Genomic DNA, 20,592 nt, shown 5'->3' on the forward strand with positions numbered 1-20,592 from the left:
TTTTTCTTACCGATATGATTTAAGATTAAAACTGTTTACCCGTTTTTTCTAATTTGTTTTTACGCATCAACGCTTCTATGAAATAATAGTCGGCATAGACAATAGGTACGTCCACTTCCGTATTAGTCGGTTTGGTCCCCGTGCTGTGCAATAACAGGAAACCGTTGTCTTTCTTTAGCATAGCGCGATAATGCTTCGTCAGGTTCTCTATGATCTTATCCGCATTGCTCCTGTAGCGTTCACCCTTTTCAGGATCATACAAGCTAAGTTCATAAAGTGCCGAAGCGATAACCGTAGCCGCTGAAACATCACGTGGCTCGTCGGGTATGCCAGGCGCATCGAAATCCCAGTAAGGAATAAGATCCTCCGGCATATTGGGATGAGTAAAGAGATACTTCTCTATGTTTTGAGCCTGCTCCAAAAACTCCGGTAACCGGGTTTCGCGATAACACATCGTATATCCGTAGAGCGCCCATGCCTGTCCGCGTGACCAGGCAGATTCATCGGCAAAGCCCTGATGAGTATTCTTTTTTAATACCTGCCCTGTAATTGTATCATAATCTATCACATGATAACTGCTGAAATCAGGCCGGAAATGATGCTTCATCGTAGTTCTTGCATGGTCGACCGCTATCCGGTAAAACGTAGAGTCTTTGCTCTCCTTAGTAGCCCAGAACAGCAGTTCAAGGTTCATCATATTATCAATAATCACCGGACATGCCCATTTGGCCGTACTATGATCCCACGACCGGATAATCCCTGCCGCCGGTTTGAAGCGTGTAGCGAGCGTGCGTGCTGATTGCAGCAAGACCTCCTTATAGTGTTCATCTTGCGTCAGACGGTATCCGTTGCCAAAGCTGCAATAGACTTTAAAACCCATGTCGTGAGTACTTCCGTTCATCTTTTCCTTCTCTAATATATCAGTATGTTGCTGGGCTTTCTTTTTCCAGAAATTGTTTTGGGTATATTCGTAAAGGAACCAAAGTTCTCCCGGAAAGAATCCGCTTGTCCAGTCTTTGGACGGCACCAGGTTCAGTGTCCCGTCCGGTTCCGAATTGCGGGGGTTGGTCAGTTCTCCCCAACCGTTCTTTTCCCGTTTCGCGCGGCTTTCGGGTGACTCATTGACGATGGCATAATCTATCTCATCAAAAGCAAACCGGAGCTGTTGCTGTGCAAACTCCATGTTATCTTCAATGAGGTTGGTTGCCGGTTGGGGAGTGCAGGCGGCGAAACCTGCTCCTAGTGCCAGAATAGCTATTTGTTTTTTCAGTCTCATATCTTTTATTAATGGTTTAAGTAATAGGTATTTCCTTTTTGGGTGGCAAATCTGATCCGGTTCTTACTTTCCCGGATAGTTTTCACTTTCTTTCCTTTGGCGTCTTTGATTGTAAAATTGGCAATATCCTTGTATTGAATGACGCATTCGCCACCCGCTCTGGATAAGACATTCATTTGAGTCATGAGCCCCTGTTTCCAGAAAACGGAAACCACAAAGTTTCCCCGGGCTACCAAACCTTCATAACTTCCGTCTCTCCATGCAGCCGGCAGGGCGGGGAGCGGGTCGATATACCCTTCATGACTTTGAATCAACATTTCTGCTACTCCGGCAGTCCCACCCAGGTTTCCGTCAATCTGGAAAGGCGGGTGCATATTCCACAGGTTTTCAAGGATATACTTCTTCAATAACAGCTGGTATCGTTGGTACGCCATATCCCCGTCTTTTACCCGTGCCCATAAGTTTAAACGATGGGCGACACCCCATCCTGTCGATTTATCTCCCCGGTTGTTTAAAGTTACGGTAGCCGCCTTCAACCATTCAGGAGTCTCCGCATTAATCAGCGTACCCGGATAGAGTGCGCATAAATGCGAAATATGGCGATGGCGCGGATCTCCGATGTCACTATACTTTTTTTCTTCACGATATTCTTTTATCTGCCCCGATTCTCCAATTTGGATGGCATCCAGTTTGCCAATCTGCTCTTTTATCGTCCGGAGAAAAGGCGACTCCTCTTTTAAGATATCCGCTGCTTTCAATACATCATGAAAACTCTCCCAAATCATTCCCTGATCGAATGCACAACCTTTCGTCTGGTAGGTCGTACCATTATGATATTGTTCAGGCGAAGAAGACGGGTCGGCTAGCAAATATTCTTCCTCTGTCGGTTTCAGAGTTTTCGAAAGAAATTTGGCCATACCCAGCATGGCGGGATAAGAGTGTTTCTTCAGTATATCCTCATCCCTGGTGAAATCATAATAATCCCAGAATAATTTGGTGGTGAATCCTCCCGTTCCAGGTCCCGAATGTCCGCCGGGGCTATCTATTGAGAAAGCGTTTGCCCCCGTTCCGATGGTCCATCCGTTTTCTTCGGGGATGGCCGATAAGGCGTCAGGGTTATTCTTTTTGATATAACCTGTCGCTTTCTCGTTGGCCGATTGACGGAAAGCCTCATTGTATTCCACATAAGGAATAAATACTTCCGCCAGATTCGTGTTAAAGGCAGCCCAGTAATTCATTTGTATATTGATGTTATGCCAGTAGCCTCCGGACCAGGGCGCATATTCATACTGGCTCCATGCTCCCTGGAGATGGGGTGGCAACGAACCCTTTCTCGACGAAGCGATTAATAAATAACGTCCGTACTGGAACAATAATTCATCCATATATAAACTTTCTTTTCCTCTCTGATAGTCGTGCAACAGGCTGTCAGTCGGTATACCGGGAGTCTCATTACAAAGATGCAAGTCCACCCGGCTGAAGAGAGACTGATAATCGGCTATATGCTCTTTGCACAATGCCTCATATCCTTTGTCGGCCGCTTTTTGTATGCATTGGCTGACAGCACGGTGCGGATGCTCGTTTCCGGTAAACTTATTTTCCGGAGATGCCGTGAATACCGAACTTTTCAGTTGATAAGCAGTTTGTGCATTAATCAGTAACACTACGCTGTCAGCCTGTTGTATGCGGATGGTTCCGTTGTTTCCCAATTCGTCGTTCATCGCTTTTAGCTGTCCCCCACTGGGAATTACTTTAATCTGCGCTTCATACGGAAGCCGGAAAAACTGTATATCTCCGGTCAGGGTAATCAAGTCATTCTGCGCTGATACCTTGCCTGTACGTCCGGTTCCTTCGTCGTTATATTCGTGCAGGTAAGGAAGCACGGGACGAAGAGTGAACGAAATTTTTCCGGGTTGGTCCGCTTTGAGCTTTACGACGATTACATTGCTTGGGTAGTTGGCGAAATATTCCCTTGTATAGTTCACACCCTCGTATTGGTAGTTTACCCTGGAGATAGCGTCATTGAGGCGCAGTGAACGTTTGTAGTTCAATGGCTGGTCATGGTGAATACCCTCTATATATATTTCCGCAAAGTTGCCGATGCCCCCTTTCTTGTACGGTCCTTTGACGCCGAATGTTTTTTCTGTCAACTGAATACGCTCCGTATCCGTGCGTCCGAATATGCAAGCCCCCATATATCCGTTCCCTATGGGTAAAGACCATCTCTCCCAATATTTGTCATAAGGGAATCCGCGACTCTTTACAATGTTTTCAGCTCCTTCATTAGGTGCAGGCTGACTGTACCACAACGAATATTCTTTCTGTTGTGCTGATGCCGACGGCAGAATAAACAGACACATAATAAATAAGAGGAATAGTCTGGTTTTCATATATCTTATTTTTTAATTTGAGGTAATTTGATTTCTGTAATGCCCACTCTGTCACTGCCTAACACGATACGCAGGTCGCTGGCAGTAGTTCCTTTGAAAGGAAAGTTCAACAGCTTATGATACTCTTTCACTGTGCCGGAGTACACCGTCAGGAACTGTCCGCCACCACTGGAAAGCTGTATTTCAAAATCGGTTTCCAGTCCGTTATCGCGATGAAAGGCAATGGAAATGCCATCCACTTTCGCTTCGTTCTGTAAGGCAAAGGTGATGTAATCCCCTTTGTTTCCCTCCCAAAAAGTGGTAAGGTCGTTATCCACCACGTTATTCACCATTTCCTGATTCGTACTTGCACTTATTGGAGATTCGTTTTCCTTGCTTTGCGGAGTAGAGTCGTTTATGCGGTCAGTCACCGTTAACGTGCCGTTCAGACGAATATCCGTAGAAGAAGCCCCTACCATCAGTGTGAAATCACCGGGCTCTACTACCCAATGCATATCCGCGTTCAGCAACTCTAATGCCTTCCGGTCAATGGGAAAAAAAACTTCCTTTGTTTCACCTGGCTTCAGATGGATTCGTTCAAACCCGGCCAAGTTCTTCTCGTACGTAGTGACGCTGCTCAACACATCGCGCACATAGAGTTGTACTACTTCATCTCCTGCCCGTTTGCCTGTATTCGTCACTTTGCAGGTGACATACGTCTTTTGATTAGGAGTGATAACTGCCGGGGTTATTTTCAAGTCGGAATATTCGAAAGAGGTATAACTCAAGCCATGTCCGAAAGCATACAATGCACCGTTTGCACGTGACATATTGCCATCCATTCCCGGATTCTTCCCCCCATCAATTTGAGAAGATGGTTTGCACGGGAAATTGAAAGGAATTTGTCCGACCGTTTTCGGGAAAGTGACAGTTAGTTTACCACCCGGATTATAATCTCCGAAAAGCACATCGGCTACCGCTTTTCCACCTTTCGCTCCCGGATACCACGCTTCGAGAATGGCGGGAACAAACTTGTCAGCCCAGTTAATAGACAAAGGTCTTCCGTTGATAAGCACCAGTACGACGGGTTTGCCCGTAGCCACTACTGCTTTCAACAGGTCGAGTTGCCTCCCCGGCAGATCGAGACTACTGCGGGATTTGTTCTCTCCGCACGTACGCTGTCCACCTCCCAATACAACTACTGCTACATCCGCCTCTTTTGCCTGACTGACAGCTCTGTCTATTTCCTTTTGCTCTTCTTCCGTCAGCGGAAAATCAATCAATTCCGATTCCGGCCAGTTCGCATCTACCAGTTCGCATCCTTTGCTATAAAGCACTTCCACTTTCCCGTCCGTCTTCTCTTGAATACCTTTCAGTACAGAAGTCACCTCTACCGCCAATGGCCCATAATGTCCCAATGCATAAGAACATTCATCCGCATTCGGTCCGCAAACCGCTATCTTCTTGATACCTGAAATATCCAGCGGCAACACGTCTTGATCGTTTTTCAGCAGTACGATCGATTCTCGGGAAGCCTGCAGGGCGACTTCCTCGTTTTCTGCTTTTTCCACTTCTTCATCCGCCCCTTTCAAATCTGTCTGATACGGATGATCGAACAGTCCGACTAGAAACTTGACACGCAGAATATCCCGTACCCGGTCATTGATGACCTCTTCACTCAATCCCCCCTCTTTTACTAATTCCCTCAACGGCAATACATAAGAATCGGGAGAGCGGAACGTGCAACGGACATTTAATCCGGCTTCTACGCTTTGCCTTACCGCCTCTTTCATATCCTTGGCAGTATTATGTTTGGTATAAAGATACTCCACAGCATCACTGTCGGAAACAACATATCCACGAAATCCCATCTCTCCGCGCAGGCGGGTAGTCAGCCAGTAATAGCTGCTTTGGATAGGAAACCCGTCATAATCATTGTAAGAACTCATCACTCCCAGCAATCCCGCTTCACGGATCACCCGCTTGAAAGGATAAACATGAACCATCTCAACCTCGCGCGGAGACATCTGCGGATCAACGCGGGACATGCCTTCACGTCCGCCTTTGTTGTTACTGTAAGCGATGAAATGCTTTCCCGTGGCAGCCACCTGATAATCCTGCTGCATCCCCCGCACCATTTCAATGCCCAGTTCGGCTACCAGATAAGGAGACTCCCCGTACACTTCTTCATAACGTCCCCACCGCTGGTCGCGCCCCACATCGAGTATGGGTGCGTAAACATTGGTATACCCCAGCATACGGGCTTCCCGTCCGGTGATAACACCGACCTGGCGGATGAGTTCCCGATTCCAGGTATGTCCTAATCCGAGTTGAGTAGGAAAGTTCGTTGCTTTGTAACTTTCTACCCCACGAATCCCTTCGTTGGTGAAATCGGTAGGAATACCCAACCGAGTTTCTTCTATAAAGAACCGCTGCACCTCATTCAACGCCCACGCATGACGGGAAGCAGGCCAGACATATTCATTGTCCGATGGAGGAAGTCCCCATTGTTGAAATCCGTTCAGGTGCTCGTCAATGGCTCCGATACCATCTTTCCACAACTGGTTCTTCCATTCGGGAGTGGGCAGATCATCCTTTAATACCCTCTTATACCCATACAGAGTGACCATCTGACAGGTCTTTTCTTCCAGCGTCATCTGCTTGAGCAAATCCTCGATGCGTGCATCGACAGGTGCTGAAGGATCTTCATAAATGTCCTTCATCCCGTTCTTGTTAAAGTCTATCCATCCCTTTTTATACATCTCGGTACGGACAGGTTTATATATGGCAGGTGTTTTAACTGTTTTCTGTGCAGCAAGAAATCCGCAACTTCCTGACAAAAGGACTGTAATTAATAGCTGTTTCATGGTTTTTCTGTTGGGGGTATAATGTTTCTCAAAACGGGAGATAAGACTATTCTGCTGTGTTACTCCAATAAGAGTTTTGTTTCAGAAGTAAGTTCACTCCCAATTCTTTCATCGGAATAGGCAGGAACTGATGCCTTTCTTCCGTATTGGCTGCATATTCTTTAGCTGCTTTATAATACCCGCTGGTAGTCCACCGTTTGTCGTTCGTGGCTTCAGTCAGTTTGTTATGAGCGGCATCATAATAAATTCCCCAGCGGATAAGGTCGTACTTGCGCAGGCTTTCGAAACAGAGTTCACGGGCTCTTTCGTCGCGCACTTCCTGTTGGAATTCCGCGTATGACAGGTTCTCCACTTTATCGATTCCGGCACGTTCGCGCACCTCATTGATTGCATCGTAGGCCAGGTCAGTAGGGGCTTTACCGGCTTCGTTCTCGGCTTCGGCCAGCATGAGCAGCACATCGGCATAACGCAGCACCGGATAGTTGATCTGGTCGTTGTTCTTCTCTTTAGGAGAAGTAGTGGTCCATTCCCTGCGGTATTTGCCGCAACGGCGTGTCACGATTTCCGTATCTTTCCAGTATACGGCAGCGTCGTTGGTGTTGAGTTTGTAAGTAGCCATTGATAAGTCGCGACGTAAGTCACCGGGGTTTTTCTCGAACAAATCCCATAAGATCAATGAGCCGCAATAGAACCCGTAGGCATATCCCTTACCGGTAGCAGAAGTGTTTTCCTGCCAGTTTCCGATAGTGTTTCCTATGCGTGAGTAGGTAAACTTGCCGTCCACGCGGGTACCGATGAATTCCACTTCCCACATACTTTCATTGTATTCCGTATCATACTTGTCGGAAGCAATGTTTTTCCAGATCGCATAAATATCTCCCTGATATAGCTTGTGCTTATGCGAGTCATATACAGCCTTGGCATACTTGGCCGCTTTTTCATAAAACTCCTTGCCGCCATTGGAGGGCGATCCGGCACGCCATAAGCAGACGCGTGCCAATATGCCTTGAACAGTTGTCTTTTTGACGTGTGATGGAGACAGATCGTATTTGGAGTCATCCACCAGGTCGATGCAGTCTTCCATCTCCTTGATAATCCAGTCAATGGCTTCTGCATGCGGAGTTGCCGCAAGGGAACTGTTATTGATGTCGGTCACGGTTTCCGTGCGGATGGGTACTTCATACCAGCTCTGTACAAGCAGAAAGTGGTAGTAGGCACGCAGGAATTTGGCTTCCCCCTTAATGCGGTTCTTCACGGCTGCATCCGGAATGTTGGCTGCATCGATATTGTCCAATAATACGTTGGCGTTGTTGATGCCGGAATAGAGCTGGGTCCACGTCTGGTAAATATCATTATTACTTGAATTGTGTGAGTTGGTATAAACCTGACCGCTTTGGTTCAGGCGGGCATAATAACTCAAGTCGTCGGTATTGGATAGGATATTCGAGTACCTCTCACCGTATACATGGTCGGTAGCCAGTGTCCAATAAACTCCGGCCAGTGCCATCATACAGTCACTTTCATTTTTGTAGAAGATTTCGGGAGAGACGAAATCATGCGGGTTTCTATCCAGGAAGTCTGAACAGGATGACAGTAGTAAGGACATACATCCTAATGCCAGTACAGCGGTCTTTAAATTGCGATATATCTTTTTCATGTTGAATACTCTTTAAAATGTTATGTTTACGCCAAATGATGCATTGAATGAACGCGGGCAGGAAGACCAGTCGAATCCGGGAGTCAATACGCTGTTGCGGACGGAAACTTCCGGGTCTGAACCGGAATATCCCGAGAGGGTGGCTATATTTTCAGCGGAGAAGTACACTCTGGCTGCCTGAATACCCAGTTTGTAGAGCGCTTTTCTTCCTAAGTTGTATCCTAAAGAGATGGTCTTTAACTTCAGGAAAGAGCCGTCTTCCACGTACAGAGAACTGTAATGTTTGGCGTCCAGAGCTTTCGCTCTCGGCATGTCACTGGTAGGATTGGCTGCGCTCCAGCGGTTGTTGTAAGAGGCGAACATATTCGTATTGGTCCGGTTGCTCGGGTTTTCGAAAACCATTCTGTTTGCATTCAGAATATCGTTTCCATAGCTCCATTGCAGGAAGATGTTCAAGTCCCAGTTCTTATAGACAAAGTTGTTGGTGAATCCTCCCGTGTGTTTCGGTTGTCCGTTGCCGATAATGGTACGGTCGTCGTCGGTGATTTTGTTGGTTCCGTCGTTGGACAGTTTCTTGTATCTGGGGTCACCCGGTTGTACACTGTCGGAGATTCTGGGGATTCCGTCTTTCAGTTTGTATGATATGGAGCCGTCCGAATTAGTGGTCTGGTTAAAATCGTCGTACTTGTAAGTACCCTCGTAGATGTAGCCATACAGTTTTCCGGCAGATTCACCTACGCGGCTGATATAAGCAGGCATATTGTTGTAGGCATTGTCCCATCTGACGTAGCTAAGCATTTCTTTCTGTCCGGAGTTGAGGGCGATAATTTCATTATTGTTGAATGCAATGTTGAAGTTAGAGCTCCATGTGAAGTCTTTCGTTGTGATATTGGTGCTTTCCAGGGTGATTTCAAAACCTTTGTTACGCAGCTTACCGATATTCAGTGTTGCTGTGGCATAACCCGAACTTGCCGGAACTTCCGCGTTCAATAACAGGTCTTTGGTCGTTTTGATATAGTAGTCCAGTGTCAGGTTGATGCGGCCTTTGAGGAAGCCCAGATCGATACCGAGGTCGAACTGTTCGGTCGTCTCCCATTTCAGGCTGGGGTTGGCCATGGAATTCAGTACATAACCGGTAGTGAAAGAGCTGTCCCACGGATATTTATAGTAGTCGCTGTGTGTAATCAGCTGCGCCATATGATCATAATTTCCGATGCGGTTGTTACCCGTCAGACCCCAGCTTGCGCGTAATTTACCGTTTGATAGCCAGGGAAGATTCCCGCTTACAAAACTCTCACGTGAAAAAGTCCATGCCAGCGAACCGGACGGGAAGTATCCCCAGCGATTATCCTTGGCAAACTTGGAAGAGCCGTCGGCACGTATGGTAAAGTTTGCGTAATATTTTGATTTATAATTGTAATTGAAACGGGTGAAGTAAGACATCATAGCATTGTCGCCCAGCGATGCGGTAGTTGTCGGAGTAGCTTCACTCTTACCGATACCAGCCATGCCGAAAGATTCGTTCGTGATGTAATCCTGCGTGATGCTGGTCGTATAGTCGGAATATTTCTGGAAAGTCAGACCGGCCAGGGCGTTGAAACTGTGTTTGTTCTTGTTGAACTGATAAGTCAACGTATTCTCATTCAGGTAATTTCTGGTTTCCTGTTGAGTCAGCTTGGCATTGATACCCTTGCTTTGTGTATTCTTAGGATGCGAGTTACCTGTACGGGTCTGACTGCCGTTGAACTCTTCTCTTTTGATGTCCCGTCCCGTATATCCGGCGGTAGTCTTGAATTTCAGGTTCTTGATAATTTCCCATTCCACTCCTAAGTTGGCTTGCAGGTGATTAGTCGTGTTGCGACGGTATTCATTCCGTGCGGAAAGTACCGGATTGAAACGATAGTCATCGCTCATCGACACATCTTCATCATACATGGCCGCCAACAGGTCGGAACCCGACGGAGAAACCGGACGGTATCCCCAAACACTGTATAATAAGGAATGAGACATCGACGAAGCCTGTGCCGACGGACTGACTCCGTTCTGCACGTTACTGGCGAAATTCGCATTCGCATTTACCTTTATCTTCTTATTGATTTGCTGGCTGAAATTGAAACGTCCCTGATAACGGCTCAAATCCGTATTGATAACAATACCCTGCTGATTGCTGTAAGAGAGCGAAGCCGAATATTTCATCTTGTCGCTACCGCCGTTCAATCCCACATAGTGATTGTGGCTGACGGCTGTACGGTAGATTTCATCCTGCCAGTCATAATCTCTAAAAGTTTTGTAATCTTCCAGGGTGACACCATTCTTCAGATAATAATTGGAGAAGTCGTCTGCCGACATGATTTCCTGTTGTAACAAAGCGAAATCATAACCGCTCATCATATCCATCGTTTTGTTGACTTTGCTTATGCTGACGCTTCCGTTATAAGTCACTTTCGCCTTGCTGGCCTGTCCCTGTTTGGTAGTGATGATAACGACACCATTGGCACCGCGCGAACCGTAAATAGCTGTGGCGGACGCATCTTTCAAGATGTCGATAGATGCGATGTCATTCGGATTGAGGGCGCTCATGCTGGAACTTTCCTGCGGAAATCCATCTATTACATAGAGAGGAGCCGTGCTTTGCGTCAGCGAACCCGCTCCGCGGATGACGATATTGAAGTTATCCCCCAAAGCTCCGTCGGTAGAAGTCACCTGTACACCGGCAATACGGCCACCCAGACTCTCCGCGATATTGTTTACCGGGGTTCTCGTCATATCACTTATATTGGCCTTGCCGATAGAACCGGTCAGGTCCCGCCTTCTGACGTCACCGTAACCCACAGCCACTACAGTTACCTCTTCCAATGTCTGGGCATCTTCTTCCATTACAATATCGAATCTTTTCTTATTGCCCACTTTCACTTCCTGGGTTTTATAACCTACAAAAGAGAATTTCAGAACGTCGCCGGATTTTACGTTTCCCAATTTGAATTCGCCGTCCATGTTTGTAGTCACTCCATTTGTTGTTCCTTTTACCACCACACTGACTCCTGCGAGTTCCCCGGAGGCATCGACAACTTTACCTGTAATTTGGCTTCCCGTCTGTGCTTGAATAGCAGATGCACACCAGAACGAAATAACCAATAGCATGAAAGCTACTTTCTGTTTCATAAATATTAGTTTAATAAATTGTTAAATAAAAGATTTCTGTTCTATTTCTGATAACTACTTCGATCGCAGAGATAAAGAGATAAAACTCCGACGATGTTTTTCTGACTCAAAAATAGGACGTTCCGACGAGAGTCGATTACACAGGCTATTCTAATGCTTGTAAAAACGGACACTCCCTGAAAAATACGTCATTTTACAAACGTATGGTGGAATATTACAAACTAACGTGCGGAAATGCAATCCATCCGTTCCGCCGATGAGGCAATATTTCCAGTCTCCCTCTTGCTTTTTGCTGTTTAATTTTGTATCTTTAGAGTTTCTCATCCTTCTAAAGACAGATAGTCATATTATAAAGTGACTAATGTCATCTTATAAGGTGATATTTATCATTCTATAAGGTGACTATTATCCCCTTACAACGGGACGACTACCCGACTGCATAAAAGCTCACTAATTCCTGCACTGAAAATCCTTAATCTCTGCACTGAAAAACCTTAGATACAACGATGAAATAATAATCTGTTACGGTGCAACAATCAAACATTTAATCGTTTTGAAGGATGACAGTAGGCGTTATTTTCCCTCCGCTTTGTTCTTGAACTCGGTTGGTGAAACGCCATACAATGCCTTGAAGCAATTGGAGAAATAGGCCAGACTGTTATAACCCACCGCACAATATACTTCTGTAATTGTCATATCTGTTTCTTTCAACATCTTGGCAGCAGTTTCCAACCGGAAGTTGCGGATAAATTCATTCGGCGAATATCCGGTGATCTGTTTTATTTTCCGGTAGAGGTTCGATTTACTTAAACCGAGTTCTCTGCAGAAAGCATCCAGGTTCAGGTCGGAGTTGGCAATGTTCTGCTGCAAAGTGGCATACAAGTTCTGCATAAATTTCTCGTCCACAGATGTCATATCCACTCCCAGGGATTCGAGCGAGAAGTTTTTGCTGTACAGGTCTTTCAGCCTTTCCCGGCTTTGGATGATGTTGTCCACTCTGACTTTCAATATCGAAGCGTCGAAAGGTTTGGTGATGTACTCGTCCGCTCCGGCGGCGTATCCCTCCTTAATATCGTTTGTACCCGTCTTGGCAGTGACCATGATGATAGGGATATGGCTGGAATTCATGTCTTTCTTCAGTTGCCGGATCAGTTCGATACCGTTCATTTTCGGCATCATCAGGTCGGTGATAATCAGGTTTGGCAGCAGGTTGATGGCTTTGGCGAGTGCTTCTTCACCATTGGTCACTCCTATTACGTTGTATTTATCCGCCAGACAGGAACAGATATAGTTGTTCAGGTCGCGATTGTCTTCTACTATCAGAATCGTGGCCTGCTTCTTGCCCGAATGCTCGGCTTCGAAAGCAGTGTCCGGAAGTTCCACATTAAATAATACGGTTTCGTTGGAGGATGATTCTACCATCGTTTCCGGGTCGAAACCGTTTTTGTCGATAGGCAGGACAAATTGGAAGACTGCGCCGGAGTCGGGAGCATTGTCTGCCCATACCACTCCGTGGTGCATTTCTATAATGGCTTTGCTTAGACTTAGTCCGATGCCCGTTCCCGATTTGGAATGTTCGTTTTGTGCTACCTGATAGAAAGGACGGAAAATTTTCTCCAGTTCGTCGGGATCAATGCCGACACCGTTGTCCTGAATGGATACGGTGAGGTATTTTATTTCCGGGTTCTTATACTTGTTCAGTCTGGCAGGCACGAAGATAGCAAGTTCGGAGAGTGATTTCACATTCAGTTCCACTCGTATGGAACCTCCGTCCGGTACGTTCTTGAAAGCATTGGAGAGGAAGTTGAAATAAACTTTCTCCAACAGGTTCCAGTCGAACCACACCGGTTGCTCGTCTACGGCATGTTTGAACCTTAAATGGATGTTCCGGTACAGTGCCAGATCCTGGAAAGAGCTTACCGCTTCGTGTGTGAACTTGACGATGTCATGCTCGGAAACTTGTAGTTTCATGGTTCCGCTTTCATTCTTTTGCAGGTCCATCAGGTTGTTGACGATACGGAGCAGGCGTTGCGCGTTGCGCAGCATCAGCTGGGATTTGTAATGAACATCATCCACCAAATCCGTTCGTCTTACGAATTCCTCCAATGGAGCCATGATTAAGGTCAACGGAGTACGCAGTTCATGCGAGAAGTTGGTGAAGAGACGGTTCCGTTCCTGATAAAACTCTTCGTGCACTTCCGCTTCCATCTGTTTGAGCCTGATGTTGTTTTGCAGGCGTTTCTTCTCCGTAAAATAGCGGATGATGAAAGCGATCAGGGCAATGGCGACGGCACTGTATATCAAGTAAGCCCACCAGGTCTTCCACAGGGGAGGCAGGACAACGATTTCCAGTGTGGCTCCCTGTTCATTCCAGATTCCGTCGTTGTTGGAGCCTTTCACGATGAAGTGGTAAGTTCCGGCCGGAATATTGGTGTAGTAGGCAGTGCGTCGGTTGCCGACCTTGTTCCAGTCGGAGTCGAACCCTTCCAGTTTGTAGGAATATTCGTTTTTGCTGTTGAAGATATAGTTCAGCGCACAGTATTCAATGGTTATATTGGTCTGATTATGATTGAGTACGATTTTCTTTTGGGTGGAGATGTTCTCCTGCAGTACATTTTCTTTGTCGTTGGGGCATACCAGTTTGTTGTTGATATATAGTTTGTCCAATATAATGGGAGGGACGTTGGGGTTGGTGACAATATCATTGGGGTTGAACAGGGTAAAACCGTTGTTGCCGGCAAAGAAAATCCGGTTGTCGGACAGGCGGAATCCTGCACAGGGAGAAAACTCCTGTATCTGTATTCCGCTTTCTTTGTTGTAATTGGTAATGCTCCGGGTACGGAGGTCTAATCTCGAAATGCCATTTAGCGTGCTGATCCATAAACTGTTGTCGGCTCCCTCCACCACTTTGCAAACCTGATTGCTTTGCAAGCCGCTTTTCTCATTGTAGGTGGTGAATTGCTCGGTCGTGATGTTGAATTCACTTAGTCCGCCATCCATGCTGCTGATCCATATCCTGCCGGAACGGTCCTTTAGAATACTGCTGATATGTTTGGCAGTTAGTCCGTTGGTGTGGTTGTAGGAAAGCAGGGAGTGATTGATCTTGTCATAAAAGAATAAGCCTTTCTCTTTGGTGCCGATTAGAAACACATCGTTACTGATTTCGCATACACAGATGACACTGGCAAAACGGAAAGTGCCCTCGCCTTTTACGGCAAATTCGGTCTGCACGTGAAGCGATGGGGTATCTGAAATAAACATCAGTCCCTCTTTCGGACTTGTAGAACCTACAATCAGTTCTCCAGAAATGCTTTTACTGATGTGGTAAATCGGATTCCGGTCATTATTCTGGAAAATCAGTGAGAAATGGTGATTGTGCAGGTTGAATTCATAGATTTCCCCGATGCTCGTTCCGCATAAAATCCGGTTCTTGTCGTAATAGACGGTTTTAATGACGCTTTGCATCGACTCACCGGGATTGTGCGGGAGTATGTATTGCTGGAAAGTCTGCTGTTCGAGGTCGAAAGTAATCAATCCTCCTCCTTCGGCTCCGATGTATAAAGTCCCGTCGTGTTCGATGGCAGGACCTAAGATACCCAAGGTTTTGTTTAGGGACGAGCTGGGACTGTAAAAGTCGAAGAGATGTCCGTAAGGGTTATAGTAGCTGATACCTCCTGCATACGTTCCGATCCAGATGGTTTGCATCCGGTCGAACAGAATGCTGTAGATGGAATGATGACTCAATGTGCCCTGTGTGCCGTAGCGATAGGTTTGTATCCGGTTGGTCACCGGATTGAGGATGTTCAGGCCGTCGAAAGTGCCTATCCATATTTTACCCGAGGGAGACTCGTTGATGCAACGGATGTTATTGTTGGATAGTCCGTTCCGGGTATTGTAACACACCACTTCCGCCGGATCGTGTTTGATGACATAGACGCCGTGTGTGTCGTTTCCCAGCCATATATTTCCTTTTCTGTCGATGTGCACTTTTCTGATCCGGTTCGACGGGATAGGCAGTGATTCGGAATTTTGTTGGAAGGAACGGACTACTGCCTGTTGCTGTAAATCGTAGATAAGCAGTCCTTTGTTGTAGGAGGCGATGTAGAGTTTGTGGTCCCTTTCAATAATATCATTTACCCAATTTCCTTTCAGCTCTTTGGTGGAGATGTTTTTCAGGGAATCTCCTTGGGGAGTGTAGGCAAACAGTCCTTCGGAGGCGGCTCCTACCCATAAGGTACCCTGCTGGTCAAGACAAAGTGAGGTAATCTTGTTCTTGTCCTTGTTTTCCTGCTGGTTGATATGATACCGTTTAAACTCGTTCTTATTCTTGTCGAGCCTGTTCAGGCCGTTTTCTGTGCCTATCCACAGGTTGCCTTCTGCATCTTCCGCCATGCAATTAATGATATTGCTACTGATACTGTGCGGATCGTCGGCATGGTTCCAGTAAACCTCGAAGGAATTTCCGTTGAATTTATTGAGTCCGTTGCGTGTACCAAACCATATATATCCTAATTTGTCCTGATAGATACAGGTGACGTTCAGCTGGGATAATCCATCTTTGACAGACAAATGAGAGAAATGATAAGGCTGATTGGCAAAAAGAAACTGTACGGAAATAGCAAGCAGCAATGTACAAAAAAGTCTTTTCATAAGTGGATGATTTTAAGGAAAGAGTGTTTTTACTTGCAACAAAAATAGCAAAAAACAGTAAAACACCTCCCAAAGACTCCCATTATTTTGTGCCCTTTTCCCTATCAGATAGATAGTTGAACGATTCTTATAAGGTTTCGACGGAAAATTATAAGTGCGAAAAGGAATTTGCAATTCTTTGGTGCATATTAGAAAATAGATTGGAAAGGAAGTGCCTATTTTTACCATCGTAGAATTTGTTGAATTGAAAAACATATTATTATGAAAAAAAGCATTCTTTTTAATCGGACACTGCATCTGGTGTCTTATGTATTACTGTCTCTTACGTCCTGCCTGTTTGTATCCTGCGACAAGGACGATGACTGGGACAAGAACCTGGGAAATAACCTGCTGGAGGGAATCTGGACACGCGAAAGCATATCACAGAAGTTTGTAGCGACCTTCAATGCCGATCACACTTCGTACATCTGTACCTATAATATAGAGACGGAGGCACTCGAACATGTGGATTTGCAGGGCAAATATCGTGTGGTGGATGAATCGGTATTGATTTATCAGAGCGGAGACAAGCATCGGTTCAAACTAAGTGAGGACGGCAATACGGTAGAGATCACTTACGGATATGATACGGGCAGTCCGGAAACGGAGAAAACATATACCTATCAGCGGTTTGTTGAAGTGCAGGAACCGGAGCCGGAACCCGAAGAAAAGGAACTTGAGTTTGCAGACGTGAATGCCGCAAAAGCCACTCTGGGTAGTTTGAAAGCCGGTGCTTCGGTAACGGTGGGAATGAGTAACTGGGAAGATGTGGTGGTAACGAAAGTCAGCCTGCGTAAGCAGCTTACTATCGAAGATACTCCGATGACCAACAGTAGTCTGGCAAGTGGAAATCTGACTTTCACCGTTCCGGAGAATATGCCGGTAGGCTCTTATTCTTTGATAGTGGCTTACACGGTGAATGGCAAAGCGAAAGAGGTGATGTTTGATGCGGTAACTTGCACGGTGAAAGAAGAGGTGACGCCTCCCGAACCCGGAGCCAAAGTGTTGGTGTTCAAAAATCAAATGATGGGAAGTGCGCAGAATCGTGATTTCGGCTGTCTGTTGACAGTGACCGATGCCGGCCAGTTGGATATACAGACTGCCTGCTACATGAACGACGATCCTACATTAAATGCCGACGAGAACAAGAAACGCCGTTCGGAGATAGATTTGATTGCAAACACTTATTCCGGTCCTGCTTTTGCTTTTGGTAATTTCGATAAGATTGCTCATAATCTTAGGAACTTCAGATGTAACGGGACGAATCTTTTCACAACGTCCAAAGATGATGCCAAGGATAAAGAGACTGCTATCACGATGTTCCCGGGATATGCCGATATTCAGACTAAATTCCTGGTGCTTCAGGAAAGCATCGAAAAGGAGAAGAACATTATAGATTTAGTCAGAAACGATCAGTTGGCGGAAATTTCGGAAACGGCGACTCCGGCTTTGTTCGATGGAACTTCGAAGATAGACCGTATCACTGTGCAGAGCATCAAGCCTGGTGAGTCTGTGGGAAGAGACCGGTTTGATCTGAATGGCGTAGTTGTTTTCAAGAGTTCTAAGAACGGTAAGATAGGTATTATGCTGATTCGTCAGATCAATGAACTGGATGGCTCCAATGATGCTGCCGACGCTACCATCGTTTTCGACCTTTATTATCAGAAATAAGTGTTTTATCCAAACTAAATAAAATATCGAATGATGAAGAAAGTATGTTTATTGGTAATCATGGTTGCTGTTGCTCTGATGGGGCATGCACAATCCTTGAGGAATAATTTGTTGAAAGGGTATAAACCCGGGGATCAGTTGGAAAAGGGAGTTTATACGAGCGATCAGGATACACCGCGTTTCAATACCTGGTATGGTGCGTTCAATGCGAAAGCGGTGGAAGTGGAAGAGGGACCTGTTATCGGTGAGCCGCTTTCTTATAAAGGTTACAATGAGAGCGGACCGTCGATTAATCTGGCGGGCGAAGGGCAGTTGAACCGGGTGAGTGTTTATCCGTTGACGAAGAGTAATAAGGAGTATGCCCGTGGTGCGTATTATCTGGCTTTTCTGGTCAATTTCGAGAAACTGGGTTCCACTAAGTTTTATGATTTTGCAGGCTTGGATATTAATCCGCTTAGCAGGGCTGTGCGCGGCAAAGTGTTTGTGGCCGGTGAAGGGAAAGACAAGATTAAATTCGGTGTGGCGGTACGTACGGATTGTACCGAGGGTACTGAAACTTACGATTACAACCAGACGCATTTATTGGTACTGAAAGTGGATTACGACAAGAAGCAGGCTGTTTTGTATGTCAATCCGGATTTGAGTCAGGGCGAACCGGCAAATGGGCTGGTTGCAAATGCCGAAGGAGATGAACTGAAAAACGGGCTGAAGTCAATCTATTACAGGTATCGCAAGAACTATAAAGGAAACATCGGTAACTTCCGTTTTGCAACGACATGGGATGCGGTAATCGGTAAATAGACATCTCACAGGTTGAAACTCCTCTAAAGAAAATCCCCTTATTTCTCCCTTTTAATTGATAAGACAGGGTTGAAATAAGGGGATTGTTGTATGTAATTGACAGGTAATGCGTCAACTTCTTTTGCGCAACTTCTTTAATGATAAAGTCTTCCCGTCCGCTTGCGTAATTCCAGTTGTGCTTCGAAGAGAGAGGCAGGTGATACGGTGGCATTGGCCCTTACCCAAACACCGTCCGGACGAACCGGATTCTTAAAGTCTCCTGCATGTTTGGTTCCTTTAGTTCCTATACTATAATTCTTCGCCGATACCCAGGGATTCTGAACACATACTTCTTTGGCGGTGCAGTTCCAGAGTACCTGATTGGCTCCGGCCCAACCGTGTCCTGTTCCCCAGTTACTGCGATCCTGTATATTGATCGGACCGTCGCTGTTGATGTTGTCATAGAGCGTGCCTACATTCCAACGCTGGTGAGGGCCTGTGTCTCCATGTGCATTCCGTATGTTGACTCTGACAAATGCGTTAGGACCGACTCCCTTGCTACCCGTAACACAGTCATGGCGTCCCTCGGTGGCTTCACAGTCTATCACTAAGCATTGTTGTGCCTGATTCATATTGTAAGAATAGCGTCTTCCACCGGTAATGATGGATTTTGCATCCAGGCATTTGCAGTCTTTCACTGTTACATACCGGGTTCCGGAGTTCAAACTAACCAGTCCGTTGCCGAAATACCTGGAAGTGATATTGCGCACCCAGCTCTGCTCCATCTTATTAAATTCTATGGCAACCCATCCGTGGTCTTCATCGGTATCAGACGTATATTCGCTTTCTATCAGCATATCCTCAACTCCACACCGGTTGATTCTTCCTTTGAAGCTCGATTTGAATACGGCACCTTTATTATATGGGGTTTCCATAGCCATCATGATGGGATTGTCGAAGTGCAGCGCATCGTTTATAATATGAGTGATGGTGCGTTCGTAGCTTAGGTTGTAGCTTTCGGGAGTCCATTGTACAATAGGGTCTCCGGTGGTTCTTTCCGGAATCTGATTCATTTTCAGATCACTGATCCACTGGGCGGTTCCGGGACGATAGATGGTCACTTCATCTCCTACTTGAAAAGAGGACGGATTTAAAACCCTCACCCAGAACTGGCCTACCGGAACGTAATCATCCTTTATATTGAATAGAGAAGGACTACTGGGAGAAGAAGAACCCGTACCCTCGAATTTAATGAGAGTTCTTTGTCCTTTTCCTGCAGCAATCAATACGGTTCCCGTTTTAGAATCTTCTCCTTCACCACGAAGTACGATTCCCGATGATCGGATGTTCAACGTTCCTGAAATGCTGTAACGTCCTTTTTTCAGGAGGATGGCTCCTTTGAAACCATTGGTTGCGGAAGTGATTTGAGCCACTTTGTCGATTGCATTTTGGATTAACCGGGTGGCATCTGCCCCGTTTGCGGGTGCTTCGATGGTTTCTACCACTTTTACATCGGGAATCTCCTGCTCGCTACCCATATAGCCGATATTACTGAAATCAGGCAGAATATTCCCCTGTTCATCGGTTAATGAAGAAAGAGGCAGATCTGAATCCACTTGCGGATAAGTGGGCGTGGTGGAGGATGAGGCTGCCCTCTGATAGACTTCCACTCTTTTTTCAGCGGAGCCGGAAGAGATGATTAACCGGGTCAGGCGTTCTTTCCCGGTTTGATTGGCGTCTGTGGATACGGACAGGACAGAGGGTGCATTTTCTTTCATCTTGTAATGACACCATTCTCCCCCTTTGGCCACTGTGACGGTCCATTCCCCTGAAGATTCTATCTGCAGTTCCTGCGTCTCTCCCGTACCGTTAAAGTAGAGCACATCTGCATTGACTTGAATGGATGCGGTTTCTTCATCGGAACATGCCTGTAAGTTTCCCGCTAAAAAGAGTAATAGTCCCAAGAGTTTTACTTTTATACTTTGTAGTGCCAAAGTATGAATGAGTTTTTTCATGATAGTGTGTTTTTTGAGTAAATAGTATGATAATAATTCATCTTTTCCGGACGGTGATTCGTAGGAGTTTTTGATAGAAACAAAGGTAGATAATCTTATAGAGACT

Annotated in this window: 9 protein-coding genes; 2 read left to right on the plus strand and 7 right to left on the minus strand. The window is 46.0% G+C overall.

The window, feature by feature from the left end; translation table 11 throughout:
* Window positions 1–25: 25 nt before the first annotated feature.
* The 6 genes from NQ505_RS05250 to NQ505_RS05275 form a co-directional block, all read right to left on the minus strand.
* Window positions 26–1,276, minus strand: coding sequence for a glycoside hydrolase family 88 protein (locus NQ505_RS05250; RefSeq protein WP_009001301.1), 1,251 nt, complete (start codon window positions 1,274–1,276; stop codon window positions 26–28).
* 8 nt (window positions 1,277–1,284) lie between these two features.
* A complete protein-coding gene (locus NQ505_RS05255; RefSeq protein ID WP_009001300.1) occupies window positions 1,285–3,666 on the minus strand; it encodes a glycosyl hydrolase family 95 catalytic domain-containing protein in 2,382 nt (793 codons plus the stop codon).
* 5 nt (window positions 3,667–3,671) lie between these two features.
* Window positions 3,672–6,512, minus strand: coding sequence for a beta-glucosidase (locus tag NQ505_RS05260; protein WP_009001299.1), 2,841 nt, complete (start codon window positions 6,510–6,512; stop codon window positions 3,672–3,674).
* 46 nt (window positions 6,513–6,558) lie between these two features.
* On the minus strand, window positions 6,559–8,169 hold the full coding sequence (locus NQ505_RS05265) for a RagB/SusD family nutrient uptake outer membrane protein (protein ID WP_009001298.1): 1,611 nt from the start codon (window positions 8,167–8,169) through the stop codon (window positions 6,559–6,561).
* Between the two features lie 12 nt (window positions 8,170–8,181).
* On the minus strand, window positions 8,182–11,331 hold the full coding sequence (locus NQ505_RS05270) for a SusC/RagA family TonB-linked outer membrane protein (RefSeq protein ID WP_009001297.1): 3,150 nt from the start codon (window positions 11,329–11,331) through the stop codon (window positions 8,182–8,184).
* A gap of 573 nt (window positions 11,332–11,904) precedes the next feature.
* The gene (locus tag NQ505_RS05275) at window positions 11,905–15,981 is read right to left on the minus strand and encodes a hybrid sensor histidine kinase/response regulator transcription factor (protein WP_009001296.1); all 4,077 of its coding nucleotides are present in this window, start codon (window positions 15,979–15,981) and stop codon (window positions 11,905–11,907) included.
* A 261-nt stretch (window positions 15,982–16,242) separates the two neighbouring features.
* On the opposite strand from NQ505_RS05275, the gene NQ505_RS05280 reads away from it, so the two are divergent.
* Window positions 16,243–17,691, plus strand: a complete 1,449-nt coding sequence (locus tag NQ505_RS05280) for a hypothetical protein (RefSeq protein WP_009001295.1) — start codon at window positions 16,243–16,245, stop codon at window positions 17,689–17,691.
* Between the two features lie 30 nt (window positions 17,692–17,721).
* The gene (locus tag NQ505_RS05285) at window positions 17,722–18,492 is read left to right on the plus strand and encodes a hypothetical protein (protein WP_009001294.1); all 771 of its coding nucleotides are present in this window, start codon (window positions 17,722–17,724) and stop codon (window positions 18,490–18,492) included.
* A gap of 134 nt (window positions 18,493–18,626) precedes the next feature.
* Here the strand turns inward: NQ505_RS05285 and NQ505_RS05290 are convergent, their stop codons facing one another.
* On the minus strand, window positions 18,627–20,486 hold the full coding sequence (locus tag NQ505_RS05290) for a BACON domain-containing protein (protein ID WP_009001293.1): 1,860 nt from the start codon (window positions 20,484–20,486) through the stop codon (window positions 18,627–18,629).
* Between the last annotated feature and the right edge of the window lie 106 nt (window positions 20,487–20,592).

This window comes from Bacteroides sp. D2 (assembly GCF_025147085.1).
Classification (GTDB): Bacteria; Bacteroidota; Bacteroidia; order Bacteroidales; family Bacteroidaceae; genus Bacteroides.

What these genes read in the sequence shown, in the direction of transcription:
- NQ505_RS05265 (WP_009001298.1), bottom strand. Translation starts at nt 8,169, where the DNA reads ATGAAAAAGATATATCGCAATTTAAAGACCGCTGTACTGGCATTAGGA.
- NQ505_RS05250 (WP_009001301.1), bottom strand. Translation starts at nt 1,276, where the DNA reads ATGAGACTGAAAAAACAAATAGCTATTCTGGCACTAGGAGCAGGTTTC.
- NQ505_RS05285 (WP_009001294.1), top strand. Translation starts at nt 17,722, where the DNA reads ATGATGAAGAAAGTATGTTTATTGGTAATCATGGTTGCTGTTGCTCTG.
- NQ505_RS05280 (WP_009001295.1), top strand. Translation starts at nt 16,243, where the DNA reads ATGAAAAAAAGCATTCTTTTTAATCGGACACTGCATCTGGTGTCTTAT.
- NQ505_RS05290 (WP_009001293.1), bottom strand. Translation starts at nt 20,486, where the DNA reads ATGAAAAAACTCATTCATACTTTGGCACTACAAAGTATAAAAGTAAAA.
- NQ505_RS05275 (WP_009001296.1), bottom strand. Translation starts at nt 15,981, where the DNA reads ATGAAAAGACTTTTTTGTACATTGCTGCTTGCTATTTCCGTACAGTTT.
- NQ505_RS05255 (WP_009001300.1), bottom strand. Translation starts at nt 3,666, where the DNA reads ATGAAAACCAGACTATTCCTCTTATTTATTATGTGTCTGTTTATTCTG.
- NQ505_RS05270 (WP_009001297.1), bottom strand. Translation starts at nt 11,331, where the DNA reads ATGAAACAGAAAGTAGCTTTCATGCTATTGGTTATTTCGTTCTGGTGT.
- NQ505_RS05260 (WP_009001299.1), bottom strand. Translation starts at nt 6,512, where the DNA reads ATGAAACAGCTATTAATTACAGTCCTTTTGTCAGGAAGTTGCGGATTT.